Consider the following 17,672-nt stretch of genomic DNA (forward strand, 5'->3'; position numbering starts at 1 on the left):
AAGAGGTTGGCAGAAACGGCTTGTCATAAAAAAGCCTGACTCACATTTTGAATCAGGCTTTTTCTAACTACTTAGGATACGGTTCGACAGGTTTTGAAGATATCTAACTGACCGTCGTAGGCTTGGGTTTTTACATCCATAATACCAAGCAAAGAGTGGAACACATTGTCATGCGAGTACTTACCTGCATTTTGTGCTTCTTTGGACAAGCAATCCGTGTTGATGTGTTTTGCTTGCTTAAAGCTTGGCGACATCCACATGATAAGCGGTACTCGTTTCTGGAAATCCGGAGCAAGTCCGTAAGGCATACCATGTAAGAACATGCCGCTTTCACCAAGCGATTCACCGTGGTCAGAAACATAAATCAACGCAGTGTTGTATTTGTCTTCTAACGCCTTAAGTTTGTTGATGGTTTGTTCCAAGACAAAGTCTGTGTAACGAATGGTATTGTCGTAGGTATTTACGATCTCTTCGACGCTACAGTTTTCAATGTCTGCACGTGGGCAATCTGGTTGGAAAAATGCTTTCTCTTTCGGGTAACGTTGGAAGTAAGTTGGGCCATGGCTGCCAATAAGGTGCATGGCTACAACTCGGTTACCGTTCATGTTCGACACTTCTTGGTCAAAGTCACTCAGTAGTGCCATGTCGTAACAAGTTTGACCGTTGCACAGTGCGTTTTGTTGCTTTCTGTCTACTTCGATTTTTTTGATCTTATGCGCGACTTCTTTATCGCCACCGTCGTTTTCTTTCCACAGTAGGTCGATACCTGCACGTTGCATGATATCTAACGCGTTGTCTTGGTTATCAGCTTGTTTACGGTCAAATTGATTGCGCGTTAACTGAGAAAACATGCATGGTACAGATACCGCTGTCGCAGTGCCGCATGACGCCACATCTTTAAAAGAAATAACATCTAATTGGCTGGTGTAGGGGTTAGTTTCACGCTCGTAACCGTTCAGTTGATAGTTTTGAGTACGTGCGGTTTCACCTACTACAAAAACGAGTAACGTCGGTTTGTCCTGCGCTTGCTGTAAAGCGGTCGAAGATTGCTGTGCATCAGTGCCGATTTCACGATATGGCTGTGGCGTAGTTAAGTAATTTTCTTTTACGTAACTTGTCGCGCTGTAGACATATTGCGTTGGGATGATCATTTTTTTCAGGTAGCTGTTGTTGCGACCCACAGATGCGTAATCTTGATAGTACAACCCCGCAATCACGGCAATAACTGCTAACGAAGCGAGCATCGCGACCAGTTTTGTAAGCACAAAGCGTAGCCATTGTCCGCGTTGTGGTTGCAGTTTTACTTTGAACACAATCAGGGCAGGAATCACACCCATTAACGTCGTCCAAACGACCGAATACGTGCTGAGATAAGAGCTTGCTTCACTCGAGTCGGTCTCGACGATGTTGGCGATCATCCCAGAGTCAAACAGCGTTCCGTAGTTATAGCCTGCGTAGCTTACTAAGCTAGAGACCACTAGCAGCAAGATAAAGAACGGCTTTCCAACCCATGGCCAGCTAAATAGGTTGAATAAGAAATTAAGCGCGGCAAAAAAGAAAATCGGAATAGTGATAATGAAACCGATTTTGACTTCGTCTAACTTAGAGAAAATCCCAATGAGTTCTTTATAGATTGGGATGTTCACCACGAGAGCGAAATACAGCGCGAGTAGAACAGTAAAGGCAACGTATGGGATACCTTTCTTTGGAGAATCAACAGTCTTCATAAGTTACTTTCTTGAATAAAACTAAAGCAAGAACGACGCCCAAACAAATAGGGCAAGAAATAGCGCAACAAATACTGCTGCAGAGCCAATGTCTTTGGCTCGACCACTGAGTTCATGCCAGTCATCGCTGACACGGTCGACAACCGCTTCTACGGCGGAATTAATAAGTTCGACGATTAAAATCAGCAATAGGCTGCTGATCATCAATACACGTTCAAGCGTGGTCACTGGCAGAAAAAATGCGCTGATAGAAAGAACCAAAGTCAGTACGAGTTCTTGCCTGAAAGCGGCTTCATGAGTCCACGCGGCTTTTAGTCCTTTAATTGAGTAACCGGTCGCATCCATGACTCGGCGAATTCCTGTTTTACCTGGCTTCAAAATTGGGCCTTAATTCTTATTATTGGTTGATTGATGTGTGTTAGTACCGAAATGCACCAAATTGCGATCTGAGACTAATCGGTTAGACGTGAAACATTTGTGAATATGGGTGCAAGCAAAAAACGTCACGTTTGATTTGATGAATAAGTACTTTGGTTGTGTGGTTTAGATTAATGCTTAATCAAGGTCGTAAACGGTGTAACCTTTATTTTGTAGGCATTTGCGTAGCACGAGAGCTTGTGTTTTGGTGGAATCATTCGCGCCACCTAAAGCGCCTGCACCAGCACCGACTGCACTGCCAGCTACTGCGCCAACTGCTGCACCGCCAATACCATCTTCAAGAGCACCTGCCGCGGCACCGATTAATGCGCCAGTCATTGCACCATTGGTTGCGTCAGATTTAGCGGCCTCTGTTTTGTCGACTTTTTCTGCGTAACCTTGGCAGTAGGCAAAATCTTGTTCGTATTGCGCTTGGTCAACATTCGTCATGTCTACAACAGGCTTTTGGTTGTATGCACATGCTGCAAGTGAGGAAGAAAGGACAACGAGTAAAAGTGGTTTATACATGGGGTGAATCCATTATCTCTGTGAATTGATGGATTAAATGTACACTGTTTTATTACTTGTCTCTGTCTATGGATTGTATCGAAATGTCGTCTTATGTAATAAGAGCGGATGAGGAAGAAGATAGCGCAGAAACTAAGCGAACTGCGCTTTAACTTTTATCGTTGTTCGCCCGTTATTTAGGCAGAGATACGGTGAAGCAGGCGCCACCAAGAGAGCTGTGTGAAATAGAAACATCACCGCGTTGCAATTCCATAATTTGTCTTACAATGGCAAGTCCTAAACCAAAGCCGCTGGTGCTTTTATTACGAGATTTGTCGGCGCTGTAAAATGCCTCAAACAGGTGAGGCCAGTCTTTTTCATCAATACCGTTTCCATCGTCATGAATGCTGATCATGCAGTGTTCTTCATCTTCGGTCACTTCTAACATGATTTGGCTATCGGCATAACGCATGGCATTGCGAAGTAGGTTGTCTAACGCGCGCTTGAGCAGTTTGGGGTCGGTCTTAATTTGGGCTTCTTTGCAATCCGTATCTTTAACGGTGATTGGCAATGGCGTCTCTTGCTGCCATTTGTCTTTTAGGTCAAAAAGCAGGGAGTTAAGCTCAAGACTTTCGGTCCGAAGCTCTGTTTCTGGGCGTTCCATTTTCGCGTAGTAAAGGAGTTCTTCGACCATTTCTTCCATCTCATCAATGTCTTCAACGATGCTATTGACGTACTTTGTCTGTTGGTCATTTAGAGAGGAGTCGGCGAGTAAATCAGCCTGCCATTGCAAGCGAAAAATTGGTGTGCGTAGCTCGTGAGCAACCGCATTGGTGAGCATTTTATTGCTGGTAATGAGTCGAGAGACTTTATCGGCCATGTTATTGAAGCTTTTGTTCAATGTGCCAACCGATTTGGCGCTGGCCGTGCTTGCGCGGGCTTTAAAATTACCAGACGCAAATTCGATGGTGACTCTTTCTAGTTCACGAATTCTGCGGCTTAAAAACCAGATCAGCAAAACACAGTAAAGCGCGAAACCAGCGATGAAGAATATCCACACCATGTTGTCGTCGAAATTGACGGCTTGAATGATAGGACTATTCGGGTTGTCGCTAATTTTGAAAAAGGGAGTGCTCTCGTCGAAGCGAAACCAAAAATCCCGTTCATCATCAAAGGCGATGTTGGCGGTAGGATCTTCATTGAACACTTCCTTCACCTCGGGTGGGAGCTCATCCATGGTGTGAGGTTGCAACAATCGATGGCTTGCCGTGGCAAACTTTTCTAGCTCGCTTTTGGTGTATTCAAGCCCTTTTTCTTCATAGATAGGAGAGAGTAAATCGTAGAAAGCTTGCGAACTGTGTTCTTGAAGTAGGTAGTCATAATCAGTATTGAGCTCATACACGATGAGCTCATAACCTTTCAGACTGGCGAGAAAAAGAATGATCAGACCTAAAAAGCTCTCTAGATATATCCTTCTCATTTATGCGTTCCATGCATCCGGCATTAGTAGGTAGCCTTTGCCGCGTACCGTAATGATTTTTTGAGGTGAGCAAGACGCGTCACCCAATTTCTTTCTAAGCGTTACGATGCGGTTGTCAATGGTTCTATCTGTACCGTCGTACTCAATCCCGCGTAACGTTTTGGTGAGCCATTCACGCGACAAGGTTTTCTCGGCATGAGTGGCGAGTACCCACAGCAAGTCAAACTCACCGTCGGTTAATGCGACAGGCTGTTGGTTCATAGTACAAGATTTACGTAGTCGGTTTAAACACAACACGCCAATTTGTAAGCCGTTTTCTGGCGCTGGAGCAGCGCTTTCTTTCCTGCGCAATAACATACGGATACGAGCAAGTAACACGCGCGGTTTGATAGGTTTCGTGACAAAGTCATCGGCGCCAATTTCAAGCGCAGCGACGTGATCAAAATCGTCATCGCTTGCGGTAAGCATCAGAACTTTGCCTTTGTAACATTCGCGGATTTGACGACAAACGCTCAAACCGTCTTGGCCCGGCAGCATCAAATCTAACAAAACTAAATCGGGTTGAGTGTCTAAAATGGCGTTCGGCGCGTCGGTGCCGTTATCAATACAGCGGACGTCGAAGCCTTGTTCTACAAAGTACTCACCGAGCATATCTTGTAGTTTTGGATCGTCTTCGACAATGATAAGGGATGGCTTGATTTCTTGTTCGTTCATGTAAGTGATGTGTGCTGTATTTGATATCACTGAAAGTTAAACAAATTTGCGAGTTATTTCAAATAAAGCTTGTAAAGAATAAGGTTATCCGATGAGTTAATAATATAAAAAAAGCAAACGTTTTGATATAGAACAAATCGTTTGCTTAGTATATGGGAAATTAAGTTGTCACCAGATTATGGTTGCTGCTTGGTCGGCGCGAGCGCAATTTCTCGGATACAGACATTTTGTGGTTGTTGGTAAGCGAACATTACTGCACGCGCGACATCGTCTGCGGCGAGTACACCACCCATATCCACTTTCCAAGCATCGTATCCATCTTTAATGTCTTGTGAAGTGGTGTGAGAAAGCAGTTCCGTCTCTACTGCGCCCGGTGCAATAGTCGTAACACGCACATTTGATGCGGCTACTTCTTCGCGCACATTTTCTGAAATTGCATGAACTGCGAACTTAGTCCCACAATATGCAGCGTGGTCAGGGAACGTCTTTTTACCTGCAATAGAGCTGATGTTGATTATTGTGCCACTATTGCGCGCTTTCATTGATGCAAGTACGGAGTGCATACCATTAAGCAAACCAAGCACGTTAACGTCGAACATACGCTTCCATTCAGCGGCGTCCTGCGTGTCGATCTGACCAAGCAACATTACACCCGCATTGTTGACTAGCACGTCAGCTGGACCAAATTGAGCTTCTGCTTTTTCAATCGCTGTTATCAAACTCGCTTGGTCAGTGACATCGACTTTTTCACATAAGGTGTTTGGTAAATTTAGTGCTTCTAAACGTTCTACGCGACGAGCCACAAGAAGGAGAGGGTGGCCTTCTTCACTAAAACGACGTGCGATAGCTTCACCAATACCTGAACTTGCACCAGTAATAACAACCAGTTTTTTCATTTGTTACTTCCTCAGTTTTCGTTGAAAGCAGCGGTCTGCTGCGATGAACTCATACTAAGGAAATAACTTTTGTTGATATATATCACTTTAGGTAAAACACTGTTGTTCATTAGCAACAATAATTGCTGCTTGAGTTTGTCTTATTGGTGGGAAAAAGGCGCAACTCGTGCGCCTTAAGTGAGAAGAATGCGCTGTTAATACGGTGAAATCCGCACTAATCAACCCATCAAAGTTACAACTTATTCAACGGTGCAAACAACGCTGTTGTCGCTACCAAAGCCATTTGGAACGTAAGCATCTGCTTGAGGATCGTTCTCCCATTCAACTTCATCGAGGAGATAACGAAATTGGATGTGTTGCTCTTTGGGTAGACGTGTTTTGAACTTAAATTGGCCGCTTTTTTTCACCAGTTTCATTGGCTCTGGTTGCCAGTCATTAAAATCTCCAGCGATTTTAATGGATTCCCACTGGTTTTTATCGAGTTCAAAAGTGACTTCAACTTCATCTTTAGTTTTGAAAAATCTCTTTTTAAGCATGAATCTTTCCTTGTTAGTACAAAAACTGCTCTAACTATTACTCGTGTTTCATAAGTATTTCAAGCGTTATCGGATTCATGCTGGTATAGCTAGTGAAATAACCGTGTACTCTTCGTGCTTCAAACTTGTATGAATATGATCTTTCTGTATGATGAAAATCAGTGTGTTGTGAAGAAATTGATATGTTGAAGTTGAATCGTACATTGATGACTACTCTGGTTTGTTTGGTGGCTATGCTGCTAACCAGTGTTTCATCGAGCGTTCAAGCATCGACAGCATCAATAGAAGCACAAAGCTTTCCCATGCAGCAAACTGCACTTCAAGAAAAACTCGGCGTAAATACAGATTGTGTTGAGCCGCACCACAAAGAACACATGATGGAAAAAGGGCAAAAGTCGCACACCAGTTGCAGTTCTTCTTGCATTGTGAAAATTCCCACGACTTTGTCGCAAAATGGATTGATGCTACTGCCTTACAGCTTGGCGCTCATTGATAAGCTTCCTACTGAAAAAGCCGTGGTTGTGGTTTATAAGCCTTACCGACCTCCGATTGTTTGATTTCTTCTTTATTTATCTCCAGCACTAGCTGGCTCTTAGCTATATTTAAAACGGCACCGTTGTGCCCGAAGGAAAACAAACAATGAAGAAATTACTTGCACTATGCAGCACACTTTTACTGGCTTTCAGCGCTCACGCTGCTCAATTTGAAGAAGGTAAACACTACAAAGTGTTGGACGTTGAGAAAGCGACTAAACCAACCGTTACAGAGTTTTTTTCGTTTTACTGCCCACACTGTTATAAGTTTGAATCTGTGATTGAAAACTTAAAACCGGCTTTGCCAAAAGAAGCACGCTTTGAAAAAGTGCACGTGGCGTTTATGGGCGCAGACATGGCAGTGCCAATGGCAAAATCTTACGCAGCCATGGTATCGCTAGGTGTTGAAGACAAAATGGTGCCTGCGATGTTCGCGCAAATTCATCAAAAGCGCCAAGCACCGAAAAACGAAGATGAGTTAAAGAAAGTCTTCACGGACAACGGTGTCGATGGCAACAAATTTGACGCGGCGTACAACAGCTTTGCGGTTAGTTCGATGCAAAAGCGTTTCGATAAGCAGTTCAAAGAGAGCACTCTGACCGGCGTTCCTGGCGTCGTTGTGAATAACAAGTACATCGTTATTCCTAATGAAGTCCGTAGCTATGCCGAGTACAGCGAATTGGTGAACTATCTGCTAACGCTATAAATTAAAAGAAATGAAAAATGGCGGCCAAGTGGTCGCCATTTTTTTGAATTCGTTATCTCAGTACGGTTGTACAAGCTTGAGTTGGTACGCTAGTCATGAATATCGCGTGCGGATAAAACAAGCTAGCAACGGTGATAGCGACATTGCACGGTTGTGCGATGGTGTTTTTCACCACATTGGTGAGAACAATGCCCGTGTTGTTTACTGTTTGAGTGGCAGCTTGTTGCGCTTGGTAAGAAACGCAGCCAGAAGTCGCATTGATAATTGCAGTACTAAACAGTAGTTTGCGGAAAAACATATTCATATCCTTTGTGAATGTTTACGGACATATATATGTAGGTTTGCGCTACTTTAAAACAAAACGGTGTTCAAAATGTATGTGTATTCACGAAATGAACAATGTTTTATATGGGTTGATTGGTTTTGTGATCTGAGTACTGGACAGACCAGATTATGCAATCAAAATCAATCCATGCATCAAAATGACGCCGCAGGTGAGCTTATTCCTCATGCCTTGATAGCCTTTGGGATCAACTTCCAGTTCGACATTCCGTATAAGCTTTTCTGCATACCAAACGGCCGCGTATCCGGTTGCGAGCAACAATATTGCCGCGATGTAATGTGTATTCCCTTGTAAGAAGGCACCCCACGCAAGCAAAACAAACAAATTACTGAGAACTAGGATATTACGGCTCAAGCGGTGGTAGTAATGGTCGATACCATTTCCCCAGAGCACTCCCGATAGAAAACTCAATATAACGGCGCTGTAGGCAATAAAAAATTGTTGTCCGCTTAGGTTAAATAAGGTGGTGTCAGACACGATAAGCAGCAAGCTGAACAGAAAAGGCACTAAGCCCAAGTACCCAAGGCGTAACATGGTTAAACGTGTCGTGACCATAACTGCACTCCTACAGTTGTTGCTCAATCATATTAGTAAGCGTAGTACTCGTCGGAGAGGTTGAGCTTGGAAATGTGGCGATGACTTTGCCTTCTTTACTGATGAGAAACTTGTAAAAGTTCCACTTCGGAGTCACACCGGCTTGAGTGCTGATTTCAGAAAAGACAGGGTTGGCATCGTTGCCCAATACAGAGCTTCGAGCCATCATAGGGAACGTCACGCCGTAGTCGAGATAGCAGATCTTTGCGGTATTTTCTTCGCTTCCTTTGTCTTGTCGAAAATCGTTACTGGGAAAACCGATGACTGCGAAGTTTTTATCTTTGTAAGTTTGGTATAGCGTTTCTAGTTGCTCATATTGAGGAGTAAAACCGCATTGGCTGGCAGTGTTTACGACGAGCAATGTTTTCCCTTTGAATACTTCACAAAGCTCAATTTCTTCTGTTGAATTTAACATGCGCTGTTTGCCTTGCAGAATGTCGGGGCACTCAGACGCAAGAGCAAACGAACTCATGGAGATAATGCCAAGGTACGCGGCGAGTTTCAGTAATCCTTTCATGATGTCGTTCCTTTTGTTTTGAAGTAAGTATAACTACTCAAACGTAAAGGGAATCGATCAAAAAAAAGCCGCTCAAATGCGCGGCTTTTTAATGTGCTTTGAATTTTTATGCCAGCTTCAAATCGAACTGATTACGGTACGCGACCATGTCTTCGATAGTCAGTACAGGCATGTTGTGCAGGCGACCAAAGGCAACGATATCCGGTGCTTTTGCCATCGTACCATCTGGATTGGTCACTTCACACAGTACGCCAGCAGGTTGAAGCCCTGCCATTTGCATCAGATCAATCGTACCTTCCGTATGACCACGGCGAGTCATTACACCACCTGGACGTGCACGAAGAGGGAATACGTGACCCGGGCGAGCAAGATCTTCAGGTTTCGCATGCGGGTTTGCCGCCGTTTTAATGGTCGTCACGCGATCTGCTGCTGAAACCCCCGTTGTTACGCCAACTTTCGCTTCAATAGAAACCGTAAATGCAGTTTGGTTCGCGCTGTTGTTGTTTACCACCATTGGAGGCAGTTCCAGTTTGTCTGCTTGAGCGTCTGTTAAACATAAACAAACGATGCCGCTACATTCGCGGATCATCAACGCCATTTGCTCGTTGGTGAGGTGCTCGACTGAATAAATGATATCGCCTTCGTTTTCGCGATCTTCATCATCAAGAAGAAGTACGCCACGACCTTCTTTTAGAGCGATAAGTGCGTTTTCAACGCGAGTAATTGGGTCGCCAAATTCGGCAAGTAGTGATGACTGATTCATGGTTAACTCCTAAATATCACCAGAATCAGGGCGGTATGAGAGATCGTCGTAAAATACGATCAAAAAGAAGCGCACCAGCATTCAACGCGATCTTACTCGCGATACTGGTGTATTCTTATTCTCTTTCATCCGGACTATAACCGTCGGCTCTGGCATCTCACCAGATCTGCTGACCTCGACGAATCGAGCGCTCGCGGGCTCACTTGAAAAAGTATACCGCCGGTGGGGAATTTCGCCCCGCCCTGAGAACAATTAAAAATGTGCCACTTCATTCAAGTTGTGAAGAAGTGGAGCTAGGATAGTACTGCGAACTGAATAGCTTGGAAAGTCGATTCCATCTGTATGATGGAAAAGTGTGCTATCGACGGAAATAATCTGTGCGAATAAAGTGATCAATCTGCTGCGGCACGAAGGTGTTGTAAATCAGACTCGTATGCGTTTGCTTCACTTCGATATGATCTTGCATACCGTCCAGTCTTGTCTCTTCTACGGTAACCGTACCGTCCGACATGGTGTTGTCATTACGGATCAACAATGGGCGGGCACCAATCGGCACTGTTCCTGCGATACTGCCGAGTTTTTGCGGAAAAGCCCACGCATCATCATGTTTGTTTAATCCGTGATGTGGTGAGTTTCCTAAAATTGCACCCAATCCGAGATCTTGAATCCGACCTACTATGGACGCGCCTTTAAGAGGTGAACCGATAGCGACAACATGAGAGATTAAGCTAGTGGTTGGTTTTCTGTTGGCGAGATAGCGCTTAATCATTAAACCTCCCAAGCTGTGCCCCACGAGCACGTTTGCGGTCAGTGGATTAAGCGAATGGTCAATAGAATCAAACAGTGAAGACTCATCGATAGCAACAGTGTTATAGCTGAGCACTTGCGTTTCGTATCCGAGCTTTCGCAGCTTTTGGCTAAGAGGCTGCATGACCAGCCCATGCATATAAAGACCATGTAAGATGATGATTTTCATAATACCTCCTAGATTTATGACGTCGTAGATATCCTACTCTAATTAACAAAGAACTACTTGTGCTTTGTGGTGCATATTTACGTTTTGCTGCAAAGTTTGATCGGTATAGCAAGCGTATCAGCCTAGTAAATCCTGTACTTGTTGTTGCAATTGATGACGATTTAAAGGAGCTGGGCTTAACACTTCACCGATTACAACATCCACTTTTGACCAAAAACGAGTCGGTCGTTTTGTGAGAGCATGTCCGTCTTTGTGGCTGAAAAAAGAACCCCAAAGCCCTTTTAACGCCATAGGGATGACAGGAACAGGATTACGTTCAAGGATTTTTTCCACTCCAGGGCGAAACTCACCCAATTCACCGTTAGACGTTAAACGACCCTCAGGGAAGATACAGACAACCTCACCGTCGTTAAGCGCTTGTTCAATCTGTTCAAATGCTCGACGGTAAGTGTCGGCACACTTACGTGGAGAACAGATCGGGATAACACCGGCATGACGGAAAACATATTTAAGAACAGGCAGCTCGCTGATGGATTTGTCCATCACAAAACGAACCGGGCGAGTAGAGGTTCCCATCAAAATCAACGCATCGACATAGCTAACATGGTTAGCCACAATTAACGCAGCACCTTGTTCAGGAATATGTTGGCGCCCCTTTACAGACACACGATACATACAATGGCTGAGTAAATAACTGATAAAGCGTTGTGTAAATTCTGGAACTTGACGATAGACATAGATTGCCACGAAGAAGTTACCTATTGCCATCATGGCAAACAGTTCCACAATAGAAAGCTCTAGTACGCTGAGTACAACGATCGAAACCAAAGCAGACACCACCATAAACAACGCATTCATGATGTTGTTAGCAGCAATGGCACGTGCACATTCCCATTTGTTTGAACGCGATTGGATGAACGCATAAAGAGGAACAATAAAGACACCGCCGCTTACACCAACAAGGAACAGGTCAATCATGACGCGCAGATGTTTGGATTCAGCAACGAAGCTTTGCACATCATAAAAGTGCACCGGAAGTGATGGATAACTTGGGACTGCCCATAGCAAGTCGACGCCAAAGACTGTCAGACCAAGGATACCGAATGGCAAAATACCAAGCTCAACGTGGTTGAAAGAAAGTTTTTCACACAACCAAGAGCCTGTCGCGATACCAATGGAAAATAATGCCAACAGTAAAGAAACGACAGTACTGTCTGCAAACAAATGTTCACGCGCAAAGTTAGGGAATTGAGTCAGGTAAGTCGCACCCATGAACCAAAACCAACTGATGGCTAGAATAGACATCCAAATGCCTCTCTGTTTTTTTGCCACTTTTAACGTGTTCTTTAAACCAGAAATCGGTTCAAATTTCGCTTTGTCATTCGATTGGCTAGGCATCGCTGGAATGTTCACACTGCTCATAAACCCAAGCAAAGACAAGGCAATCACGATACAAGAAGCAATCAAGGTACCATTAGGAATGGCTAGCAGGAGGCCTGCGCTAAGCGTACCTATAAGAATCGAAAGGAACGTGCCCATTTCAACCCAAGCATTTCCTTTAACAAGCTCATTTGGTTTGAGCGCTTGTGGTAGTAAGGCGTATTTTACGGGACCAAAATAGGCCGATTGAGTGCCTGTCATAAACAGCAGAACCAGCATCAGCATAGCACTTTGGGTAGCAATAGCGGTTGCTGCGCAAGACATGATAGCCAGCTCGATGAGCTTTAGACGTCGGATTAATTTGGCTTTGTCCATGCTGTCAGCGACGGCGCCAGCATGCGCAGAGAATAGAAAGAAAGGTAGGATGAATAAGCCTGCCGCCAAATTAACAAATAGATTAACGGATATTGGTAAGTTATCAATTTGGCTGTATGTCACCATCAATAACAGAACGTTTTTGTAGATGTTATCATTGAGTGCGCCAAGACACTGCGTCACAAAGTAAGGAAAAAAGCGTTTTGAGAAAAACATGCTGGCTCCGATTAAACAAAGTCGAATGAGATGGGAGCACTTTATGCTCAATGAACGATTAAACCAGCTTTCTCTTTCAAGTGACGTTGTATGCCACCAAAAGTAACCAAATGCGTTACTTTCATCTCCATTTATTTATTGAGTTACTAATTTCGAGACTTCTGTGTAGGTTTTCTTTCCCATGGTTCAAACAGAGGGAACGTCCAACGACGCATCGCAATAATCAGAGAGGTGCCGTGCTTTTCGTCCATATCGAGAGAGCTATCACTTTGGCAAGCCTGATAAAACTCATCGATGACCTTTTGCAGTTTCTGTTGCAGCTTCTTGTTGGTTGGTACGCTCATCAATCCTGTTGCCATGGACAACTGTTCATCTTCACCCGAAAAGTAGCTTTGGAAAAAGGCGTCTTGAACTTGCTGTTGGAAGAACCGTTGAATAGGGCCGCCCATCTGCCACTTAAATGTCGGAGATATACGCAAACGAATTTTGTTATTTGGCTGTAAGTCGATGATGTTCAGACGATCCAAATGAGCAAGCTTTTGCACCAGTTCCAACTCATTGAAGGTGTATTGCTGAACGATTTGTTCAAACTGATAGCCATTTACAACACAGATCGCCACGAGTAGCAGGGCTTTATCGTCAACCAACTGCTTTTCTTGCTCTAACGTTAGCGACTCTAGACCTTTATTGTGCGCAGCCGCGAGCTTAAACAGTTCCGCCATTTCTAAACCAATCAGTTGGCAAATTCGTTCTAAGCGCTCAAGGCTAATGTGTTGACCTTCCGCAAGTAAACGTTTGACGCTTCCTTCACTTAAATCAAGGTGTTGTGCAACATCGACATAATGCAGCCCGGCTAACTTTAGCTGGCGCTTAAGCTCTTTAATTAGCGTATAGCTTTCAGACATTTACGCGGTTACCTCATCGTATAACTGTTTTAGGTACGTTTGCATAAAGGCTTTCCGTTTATTGGCTTCAAGTTTTGCAGACTCCGTGTTCATGGTGTCGACAATTTTAAACAACTTGGTTTGGAAATGATCTACGGTGAATTGCTTGTCGTTGAGTTCGCGCTCTTTAGCAAATATGTCGTTATCGTTGTAAAGCTGAGCGTTGAAATGAGTACTGACTTGAATGCATCGCGTAACACCAATGGCGCCTAAAGCGTCCAGACGATCAGCATCTTGGACGATTTGTGCTTCCAACGTGTTTGGCCTGATGTTGGCGCTAAAGCTGTGCGCCTCTATCGCATGAGCGATGGCATCATGGTAGTGCTGAGGGTATTGAATACTCTCTAAATACGCGATGGCTTTTTTGGCTGCAATTGCAGAGCTTTGCTTGCGATTTGGATGATCTTTCGGGTAGGTGAAACAATCATGCAAATAGGCCGCTGGTAACACAATGGCTATGTCTGCATTTTCTTCGTCGCAGAGCTGTTTCGCTGTTTTGACCACGCGTTTTACGTGTTCAATATCATGGGCCGCATCAACTTGCATCTCTTGCTGCATAAATTCCAAAAACAGCGGCTCTAACTGGCTTAATGACGTCATGGTTAATATCTACAACTAAAATGAAGCCAGAAGTATGCCCAACGCTAAGAAGAATTTCCAAGTGCGATGGTGTAATTGAGAATTAGCCACCAGATTGTTGAATACCTGAGTGATGTCAAGAAGTGGGATTAAGAGCGCTGTCACTGATTCCATTTGAAAGGTTAATACGCAGTGAAATGACTGAACTTTTCGAAGGTTTCTCTCCAGACAAGACTATTTCAAACAGACATTTTTATCAGTGTTTCTATGAGTCATTAATTTTATAAATGTGACTCAGTAGCACAGAAAACTTGGGTCTATACATTGCATTTTTGGGTGATCTCAATTCCATTTTTATAGTTGTTTAGTGTGATTTTTGTGATCTTGATCATGATATTTTTGCTTTCAGAGCGATAGGATTCCGCGCAAATGGTGAGTTAACTGAGTCGATGATATGCAGGATTTATATGAGCTAGAGCGTAAACTGGTCGAAAATGGCGCAGATATGAAAGGCTTAAAAGTGGTACCCGCGGTCGTTGATGAAGAAGGGCATGTTGTTTATCTGGGTAATAGTCCATCCATGATCAGAAACATCATTAGTTGTCGAAGACAATTAACGCAACGTACTAAAAAATAGTAAAAGGGTCTGACTAAATAGTCAGGCCCTTTTCGTTTCGGTCGGTCTTTTTAAGAACTTTAGCGCTTGAACGTCACTTGTTCTGATTGTTCAAGATGAATACGAGTTGTCGCAGGTTGTGTTTCTGCAATGACTTTTCCGTGACGAACCGAGTAACGAACAGGTACTTGGCGACGTACTGCATCAAAGCCATTTTCAGCAGGAAGAATCAGTAGGCTACCTGGTTTGCCTTCTTCAATTCCGTACTTGTCTTGAATGTTCAATGTACGCGCTGAGTTGGTGCTGATGAGATCGAGTGAGTGATTAATTTGTTCGTAACCCATGACCTGACATACATGCAGGCCCATGTGCAGCACTTGCAGCATGTTTGCTGTACCAAGTGGATACCATGGGTCGAATACGTCATCGTGTCCAAAGCAAACGTTGATGTTTGCATTTAGCATCTCTTTCACTCGTGTTACGCCGCGACGTTTTGGGTAATCATCAAAGCGGCCTTGTAAGTGAATGTTCACCAATGGATTTGCCACGAAGTTGATACCGGACATGCGTAATAAACGGAACAGGCGAGATGCATACGCACCGTTGTAGGAACCCATTGCCGTTGTGTGGCTTGCCGTGACTTTATTCCCTATATCAAACTTGTGCGCTAATGCTGCCAGTGTTTCAACGAAGCGAGATTGCTCGTCATCGATTTCATCACAATGTACGTCGATCAGACGGTCGTATTTTTGCGCCAATTCGAACACGTAGTGCAGCGATTCAATGCCATATTCGCGTGTGAATTCAAAGTGGGGAATCGCGCCAATCACGTCCGCCCCCAATTTGACGGCTTCTTCTAGCAGCTCTTTGCCATTTGGGTAAGAGAGAATACCTTCCTGCGGGAAGGCGACGATTTGGATGTCTACCCATTCTTTCATCTCTTCACGTACTTCTAGCATCGCTTTGAGAGCAATAAGTGTTGGATCAGAAACATCGACGTGAGTACGAACGTGTTGTACGCCGTTTGCGATCTGCCATTTTAAGGTTTGTTTTGCGCGCGCTTTCACGTCTTCAATCGACAGCATTTCTTTGCGCTCAGCCCAACGTTCAATACCCTCAAACAATGTGCCAGAGATGTTCCAGCTTGGCTCGCCAGCGGTTTGCGTTGTATCTAGGTGAATGTGTGGCTCGCAGAAAGGTGCAACCGCCATGCCGCCTTCAGCATCGATGGTGTCACCGTTGTGATTAAGCTCCACATCGTTGCTTTCAATGCGCTTGAATTGACCATCTTCAATCAAAATTTGCTGCAGACCTTCTTGTCCTTTTAGCGTTACGTTTTTGATCAGTAGTGTTGTCATGATGGTTCCTTACGCTGGCTGTGTAGCCAGTGCTTTTTTGTTGAGAATAGGATTAAGAATTAGGAAGCTAATTGCGCCGCCAAGTACAGCGTTAATCGGTACTACGCCAGGAAGGAAGTGTCCCGCACCAACGCCAATCGCTACAGCGATAATGCCAGCCCAGTTTACGCTTTGGAACTGGGCGGCTTCAAAGTTTGCGTAGCGTTTACGGTTTGTGAAGAAGTCAGCGATGATCACGCCGCCAATCGGTGGAATTGCCAACGATAAGAAGGTCAGCCAGCCAACAAAGTTATTGTAGAGCCAGAGAGCGCAAAGTGTGCCAACAAGACCGTTCGCCATCGAGATGTATTTACTTGGTAAGCCTGTGATGTTGGAAAATCCAAGACCTGATGCGTAGAGCGCGTTGTCGTTGGTCGTCCAAATGTTTAACCCAAGTACGATGATGGCAGGAATCAATAAACCTTGCGCAATCATCACTTCAGAGATGTCTGATTGACCAGTCACTGACGCACCTGCCGCGCCAAAGATAAACATTAACGAGTTACCGATGAAAAATGCCACCATGGTGATCATCACGGCGCTGCGCGGCTTTTTGCCAAAGCGTACGAAATCTGCCGTTAATGTGCCTGCACTAACAAAAGAGCCTACAACCATCGCGAGAGCCATTGAAAAGTCGAGTGGTTCGGTTGGTTGCACTTGTTGTAGTTCGCTAATACCGCCAACGCTATTTACTGCTTCTACGACAGAGTAACCGCCAAGTAGCGCAATAGCAGGAACGGCGATTGCTGACAGCACCATCAGTGCTGAGATTCCAAAGTAAACGGTCGCGGTCATGAGCAAACCGGAGACAAGGATCAAAGTATTGGTATCGATGCCCGTTGCTTTATGCACCGGAATCGCAAACATCGCGACACCAACTCCAAACCACCCAACTTGAGTACCGCCAAGAAGAGCAGAAGGAAGCCAAGAGCCTTTAGAACCAAAAGAGAAACGAGCAAGAAGGTGAGTAGAGAGACCAGTAGAAGCGCCGATGTAACCGAGGAAAGAAGTGTAAATACCGAGGATTAGGTTACCGATGAGAACAGCGAGGAAAAAATCATTAAAGGAGAGCCCAGTACCGAGAGAACCACCTGTCCACATACTTGCGGAGAAAAAAGTGAGTCCTAACATCACCATGGTTAGTGACGCCACGCCTTTTCTGGCCGTGTTGGGAACTGGTCCAAGACTGTAGTTATTGTCTCCAGCCATTATTACCTCCGCAAAGTAAAAGATTAAATTATAGCACCTGATTTTCAGGTAAACGGCGCGTATTATCGTGATGTAAATTCGATAGTCAATGATAAAATTGAAATTTAAACGTTTACTTGGTTTTGTTTTTATTTTTTATTGTTAAATAACAATAAGTTGAATGGCTTTTTCTAAAAATGAAAAATGTATTTTTACGTGTGTTTTTATGATTTCTTGACGAGTTTTCTGTGTGAAATGAATGTTTTTT

The 17,672-nt window shown here is 44.3% G+C and carries 20 protein-coding genes and 1 riboswitch; of the genes, 3 read left to right on the plus strand and 17 right to left on the minus strand.

Features of this window, described 5'->3' with window-relative positions; all coding sequences use genetic code 11:
• Window positions 1–71: 71 nt before the first annotated feature.
• From BIW15_RS13515 to BIW15_RS13545, 7 genes are all read right to left on the minus strand, one after another.
• On the minus strand, window positions 72–1,727 hold the full coding sequence (locus BIW15_RS13515) for a phosphoethanolamine transferase (RefSeq protein WP_029825422.1): 1,656 nt from the start codon (window positions 1,725–1,727) through the stop codon (window positions 72–74).
• Window positions 1,728–1,748: 21 nt separating this feature from the next.
• Window positions 1,749–2,105, minus strand: a complete 357-nt coding sequence (locus tag BIW15_RS13520) for a diacylglycerol kinase (protein WP_005463392.1) — start codon at window positions 2,103–2,105, stop codon at window positions 1,749–1,751.
• A gap of 177 nt (window positions 2,106–2,282) precedes the next feature.
• A complete protein-coding gene (locus tag BIW15_RS13525) occupies window positions 2,283–2,672 on the minus strand; it encodes a hypothetical protein (RefSeq protein ID WP_005463395.1) in 390 nt (129 codons plus the stop codon).
• A gap of 172 nt (window positions 2,673–2,844) precedes the next feature.
• Window positions 2,845–4,131 carry an ATP-binding protein gene (locus BIW15_RS13530; protein ID WP_077281165.1) on the minus strand — a complete coding sequence of 429 codons (1,287 nt, stop codon included), beginning with the start codon at window positions 4,129–4,131 and terminating at the stop codon, window positions 2,845–2,847.
• Complete coding sequence (locus BIW15_RS13535) at window positions 4,132–4,845, minus strand: response regulator (RefSeq protein ID WP_005463399.1); 714 nt, start codon at window positions 4,843–4,845, stop codon at window positions 4,132–4,134.
• 176 nt (window positions 4,846–5,021) lie between these two features.
• Window positions 5,022–5,741, minus strand: a complete 720-nt coding sequence (locus tag BIW15_RS13540; RefSeq protein ID WP_005485124.1) for an SDR family oxidoreductase — start codon at window positions 5,739–5,741, stop codon at window positions 5,022–5,024.
• A 239-nt stretch (window positions 5,742–5,980) separates the two neighbouring features.
• Window positions 5,981–6,277, minus strand: coding sequence for an isoamylase early set domain-containing protein (locus BIW15_RS13545; RefSeq protein WP_005477072.1), 297 nt, complete (start codon window positions 6,275–6,277; stop codon window positions 5,981–5,983).
• A gap of 182 nt (window positions 6,278–6,459) precedes the next feature.
• Here BIW15_RS13545 and BIW15_RS13550 point away from each other — a divergent pair, with 182 nt between their 5' ends.
• Window positions 6,460–6,834 (plus strand): hypothetical protein, encoded by a 375-nt coding sequence (locus BIW15_RS13550; RefSeq protein ID WP_005499351.1) that lies wholly within the window; start codon window positions 6,460–6,462, stop codon window positions 6,832–6,834.
• Between the two features lie 82 nt (window positions 6,835–6,916).
• Entirely contained in the window at window positions 6,917–7,516 is a 600-nt protein-coding gene (locus BIW15_RS13555; protein ID WP_005477286.1) for a thiol:disulfide interchange protein DsbA/DsbL, read from the plus strand.
• A gap of 52 nt (window positions 7,517–7,568) precedes the next feature.
• On the opposite strand, the gene BIW15_RS25130 is transcribed toward BIW15_RS13555, so the two are convergent.
• The 8 genes from BIW15_RS25130 to BIW15_RS13595 form a co-directional block, all read right to left on the minus strand.
• On the minus strand, window positions 7,569–7,814 hold the full coding sequence (locus BIW15_RS25130) for a hypothetical protein (protein ID WP_005463406.1): 246 nt from the start codon (window positions 7,812–7,814) through the stop codon (window positions 7,569–7,571).
• Between the two features lie 153 nt (window positions 7,815–7,967).
• Window positions 7,968–8,414: a DUF3429 domain-containing protein gene (locus BIW15_RS13565; protein WP_077281166.1), complete on the minus strand. Its 447-nt coding sequence runs from the start codon at window positions 8,412–8,414 to the stop codon at window positions 7,968–7,970.
• A 10-nt stretch (window positions 8,415–8,424) separates the two neighbouring features.
• A complete protein-coding gene (locus BIW15_RS13570) occupies window positions 8,425–8,970 on the minus strand; it encodes a glutathione peroxidase (RefSeq protein WP_005499347.1) in 546 nt (181 codons plus the stop codon).
• Between the two features lie 106 nt (window positions 8,971–9,076).
• Entirely contained in the window at window positions 9,077–9,733 is a 657-nt protein-coding gene (ribB, locus tag BIW15_RS13575; RefSeq protein WP_025533109.1) for a 3,4-dihydroxy-2-butanone-4-phosphate synthase, read from the minus strand.
• Between the two features lie 113 nt (window positions 9,734–9,846).
• A riboswitch (FMN riboswitch) is annotated at window positions 9,847–9,987 on the minus strand.
• A 104-nt stretch (window positions 9,988–10,091) separates the two neighbouring features.
• Window positions 10,092–10,709 carry a hypothetical protein gene (locus BIW15_RS13580; RefSeq protein ID WP_015313450.1) on the minus strand — a complete coding sequence of 206 codons (618 nt, stop codon included), beginning with the start codon at window positions 10,707–10,709 and terminating at the stop codon, window positions 10,092–10,094.
• Window positions 10,710–10,826: 117 nt separating this feature from the next.
• Complete coding sequence (locus BIW15_RS13585; RefSeq protein WP_020841869.1) at window positions 10,827–12,680, minus strand: MFS transporter; 1,854 nt, start codon at window positions 12,678–12,680, stop codon at window positions 10,827–10,829.
• A gap of 146 nt (window positions 12,681–12,826) precedes the next feature.
• Window positions 12,827–13,585: a helix-turn-helix transcriptional regulator gene (locus BIW15_RS13590; protein WP_015313448.1), complete on the minus strand. Its 759-nt coding sequence runs from the start codon at window positions 13,583–13,585 to the stop codon at window positions 12,827–12,829.
• Window positions 13,586–14,224: an HD domain-containing protein gene (locus tag BIW15_RS13595; protein ID WP_025503715.1), complete on the minus strand. Its 639-nt coding sequence runs from the start codon at window positions 14,222–14,224 to the stop codon at window positions 13,586–13,588.
• Window positions 14,225–14,657: 433 nt separating this feature from the next.
• On the opposite strand from BIW15_RS13595, the gene BIW15_RS13600 reads away from it, so the two are divergent.
• Complete coding sequence (locus tag BIW15_RS13600) at window positions 14,658–14,840, plus strand: hypothetical protein (protein ID WP_005463425.1); 183 nt, start codon at window positions 14,658–14,660, stop codon at window positions 14,838–14,840.
• Window positions 14,841–14,899: 59 nt separating this feature from the next.
• Here the strand turns inward: BIW15_RS13600 and BIW15_RS13605 are convergent, their stop codons facing one another.
• Together BIW15_RS13605 and codB are read right to left on the minus strand one after the other, a co-directional pair.
• Window positions 14,900–16,177, minus strand: coding sequence for a cytosine deaminase (locus tag BIW15_RS13605; RefSeq protein WP_025542104.1), 1,278 nt, complete (start codon window positions 16,175–16,177; stop codon window positions 14,900–14,902).
• 9 nt (window positions 16,178–16,186) lie between these two features.
• Entirely contained in the window at window positions 16,187–17,425 is a 1,239-nt protein-coding gene (gene codB / locus BIW15_RS13610) for a cytosine permease (RefSeq protein ID WP_020838069.1), read from the minus strand.
• Window positions 17,426–17,672 lie beyond the last annotated feature (247 nt).

Source organism: Vibrio sp. SALL6 (assembly GCF_002002385.1).
Taxonomy (GTDB): Bacteria; Pseudomonadota; Gammaproteobacteria; order Enterobacterales; family Vibrionaceae; genus Vibrio; species Vibrio parahaemolyticus.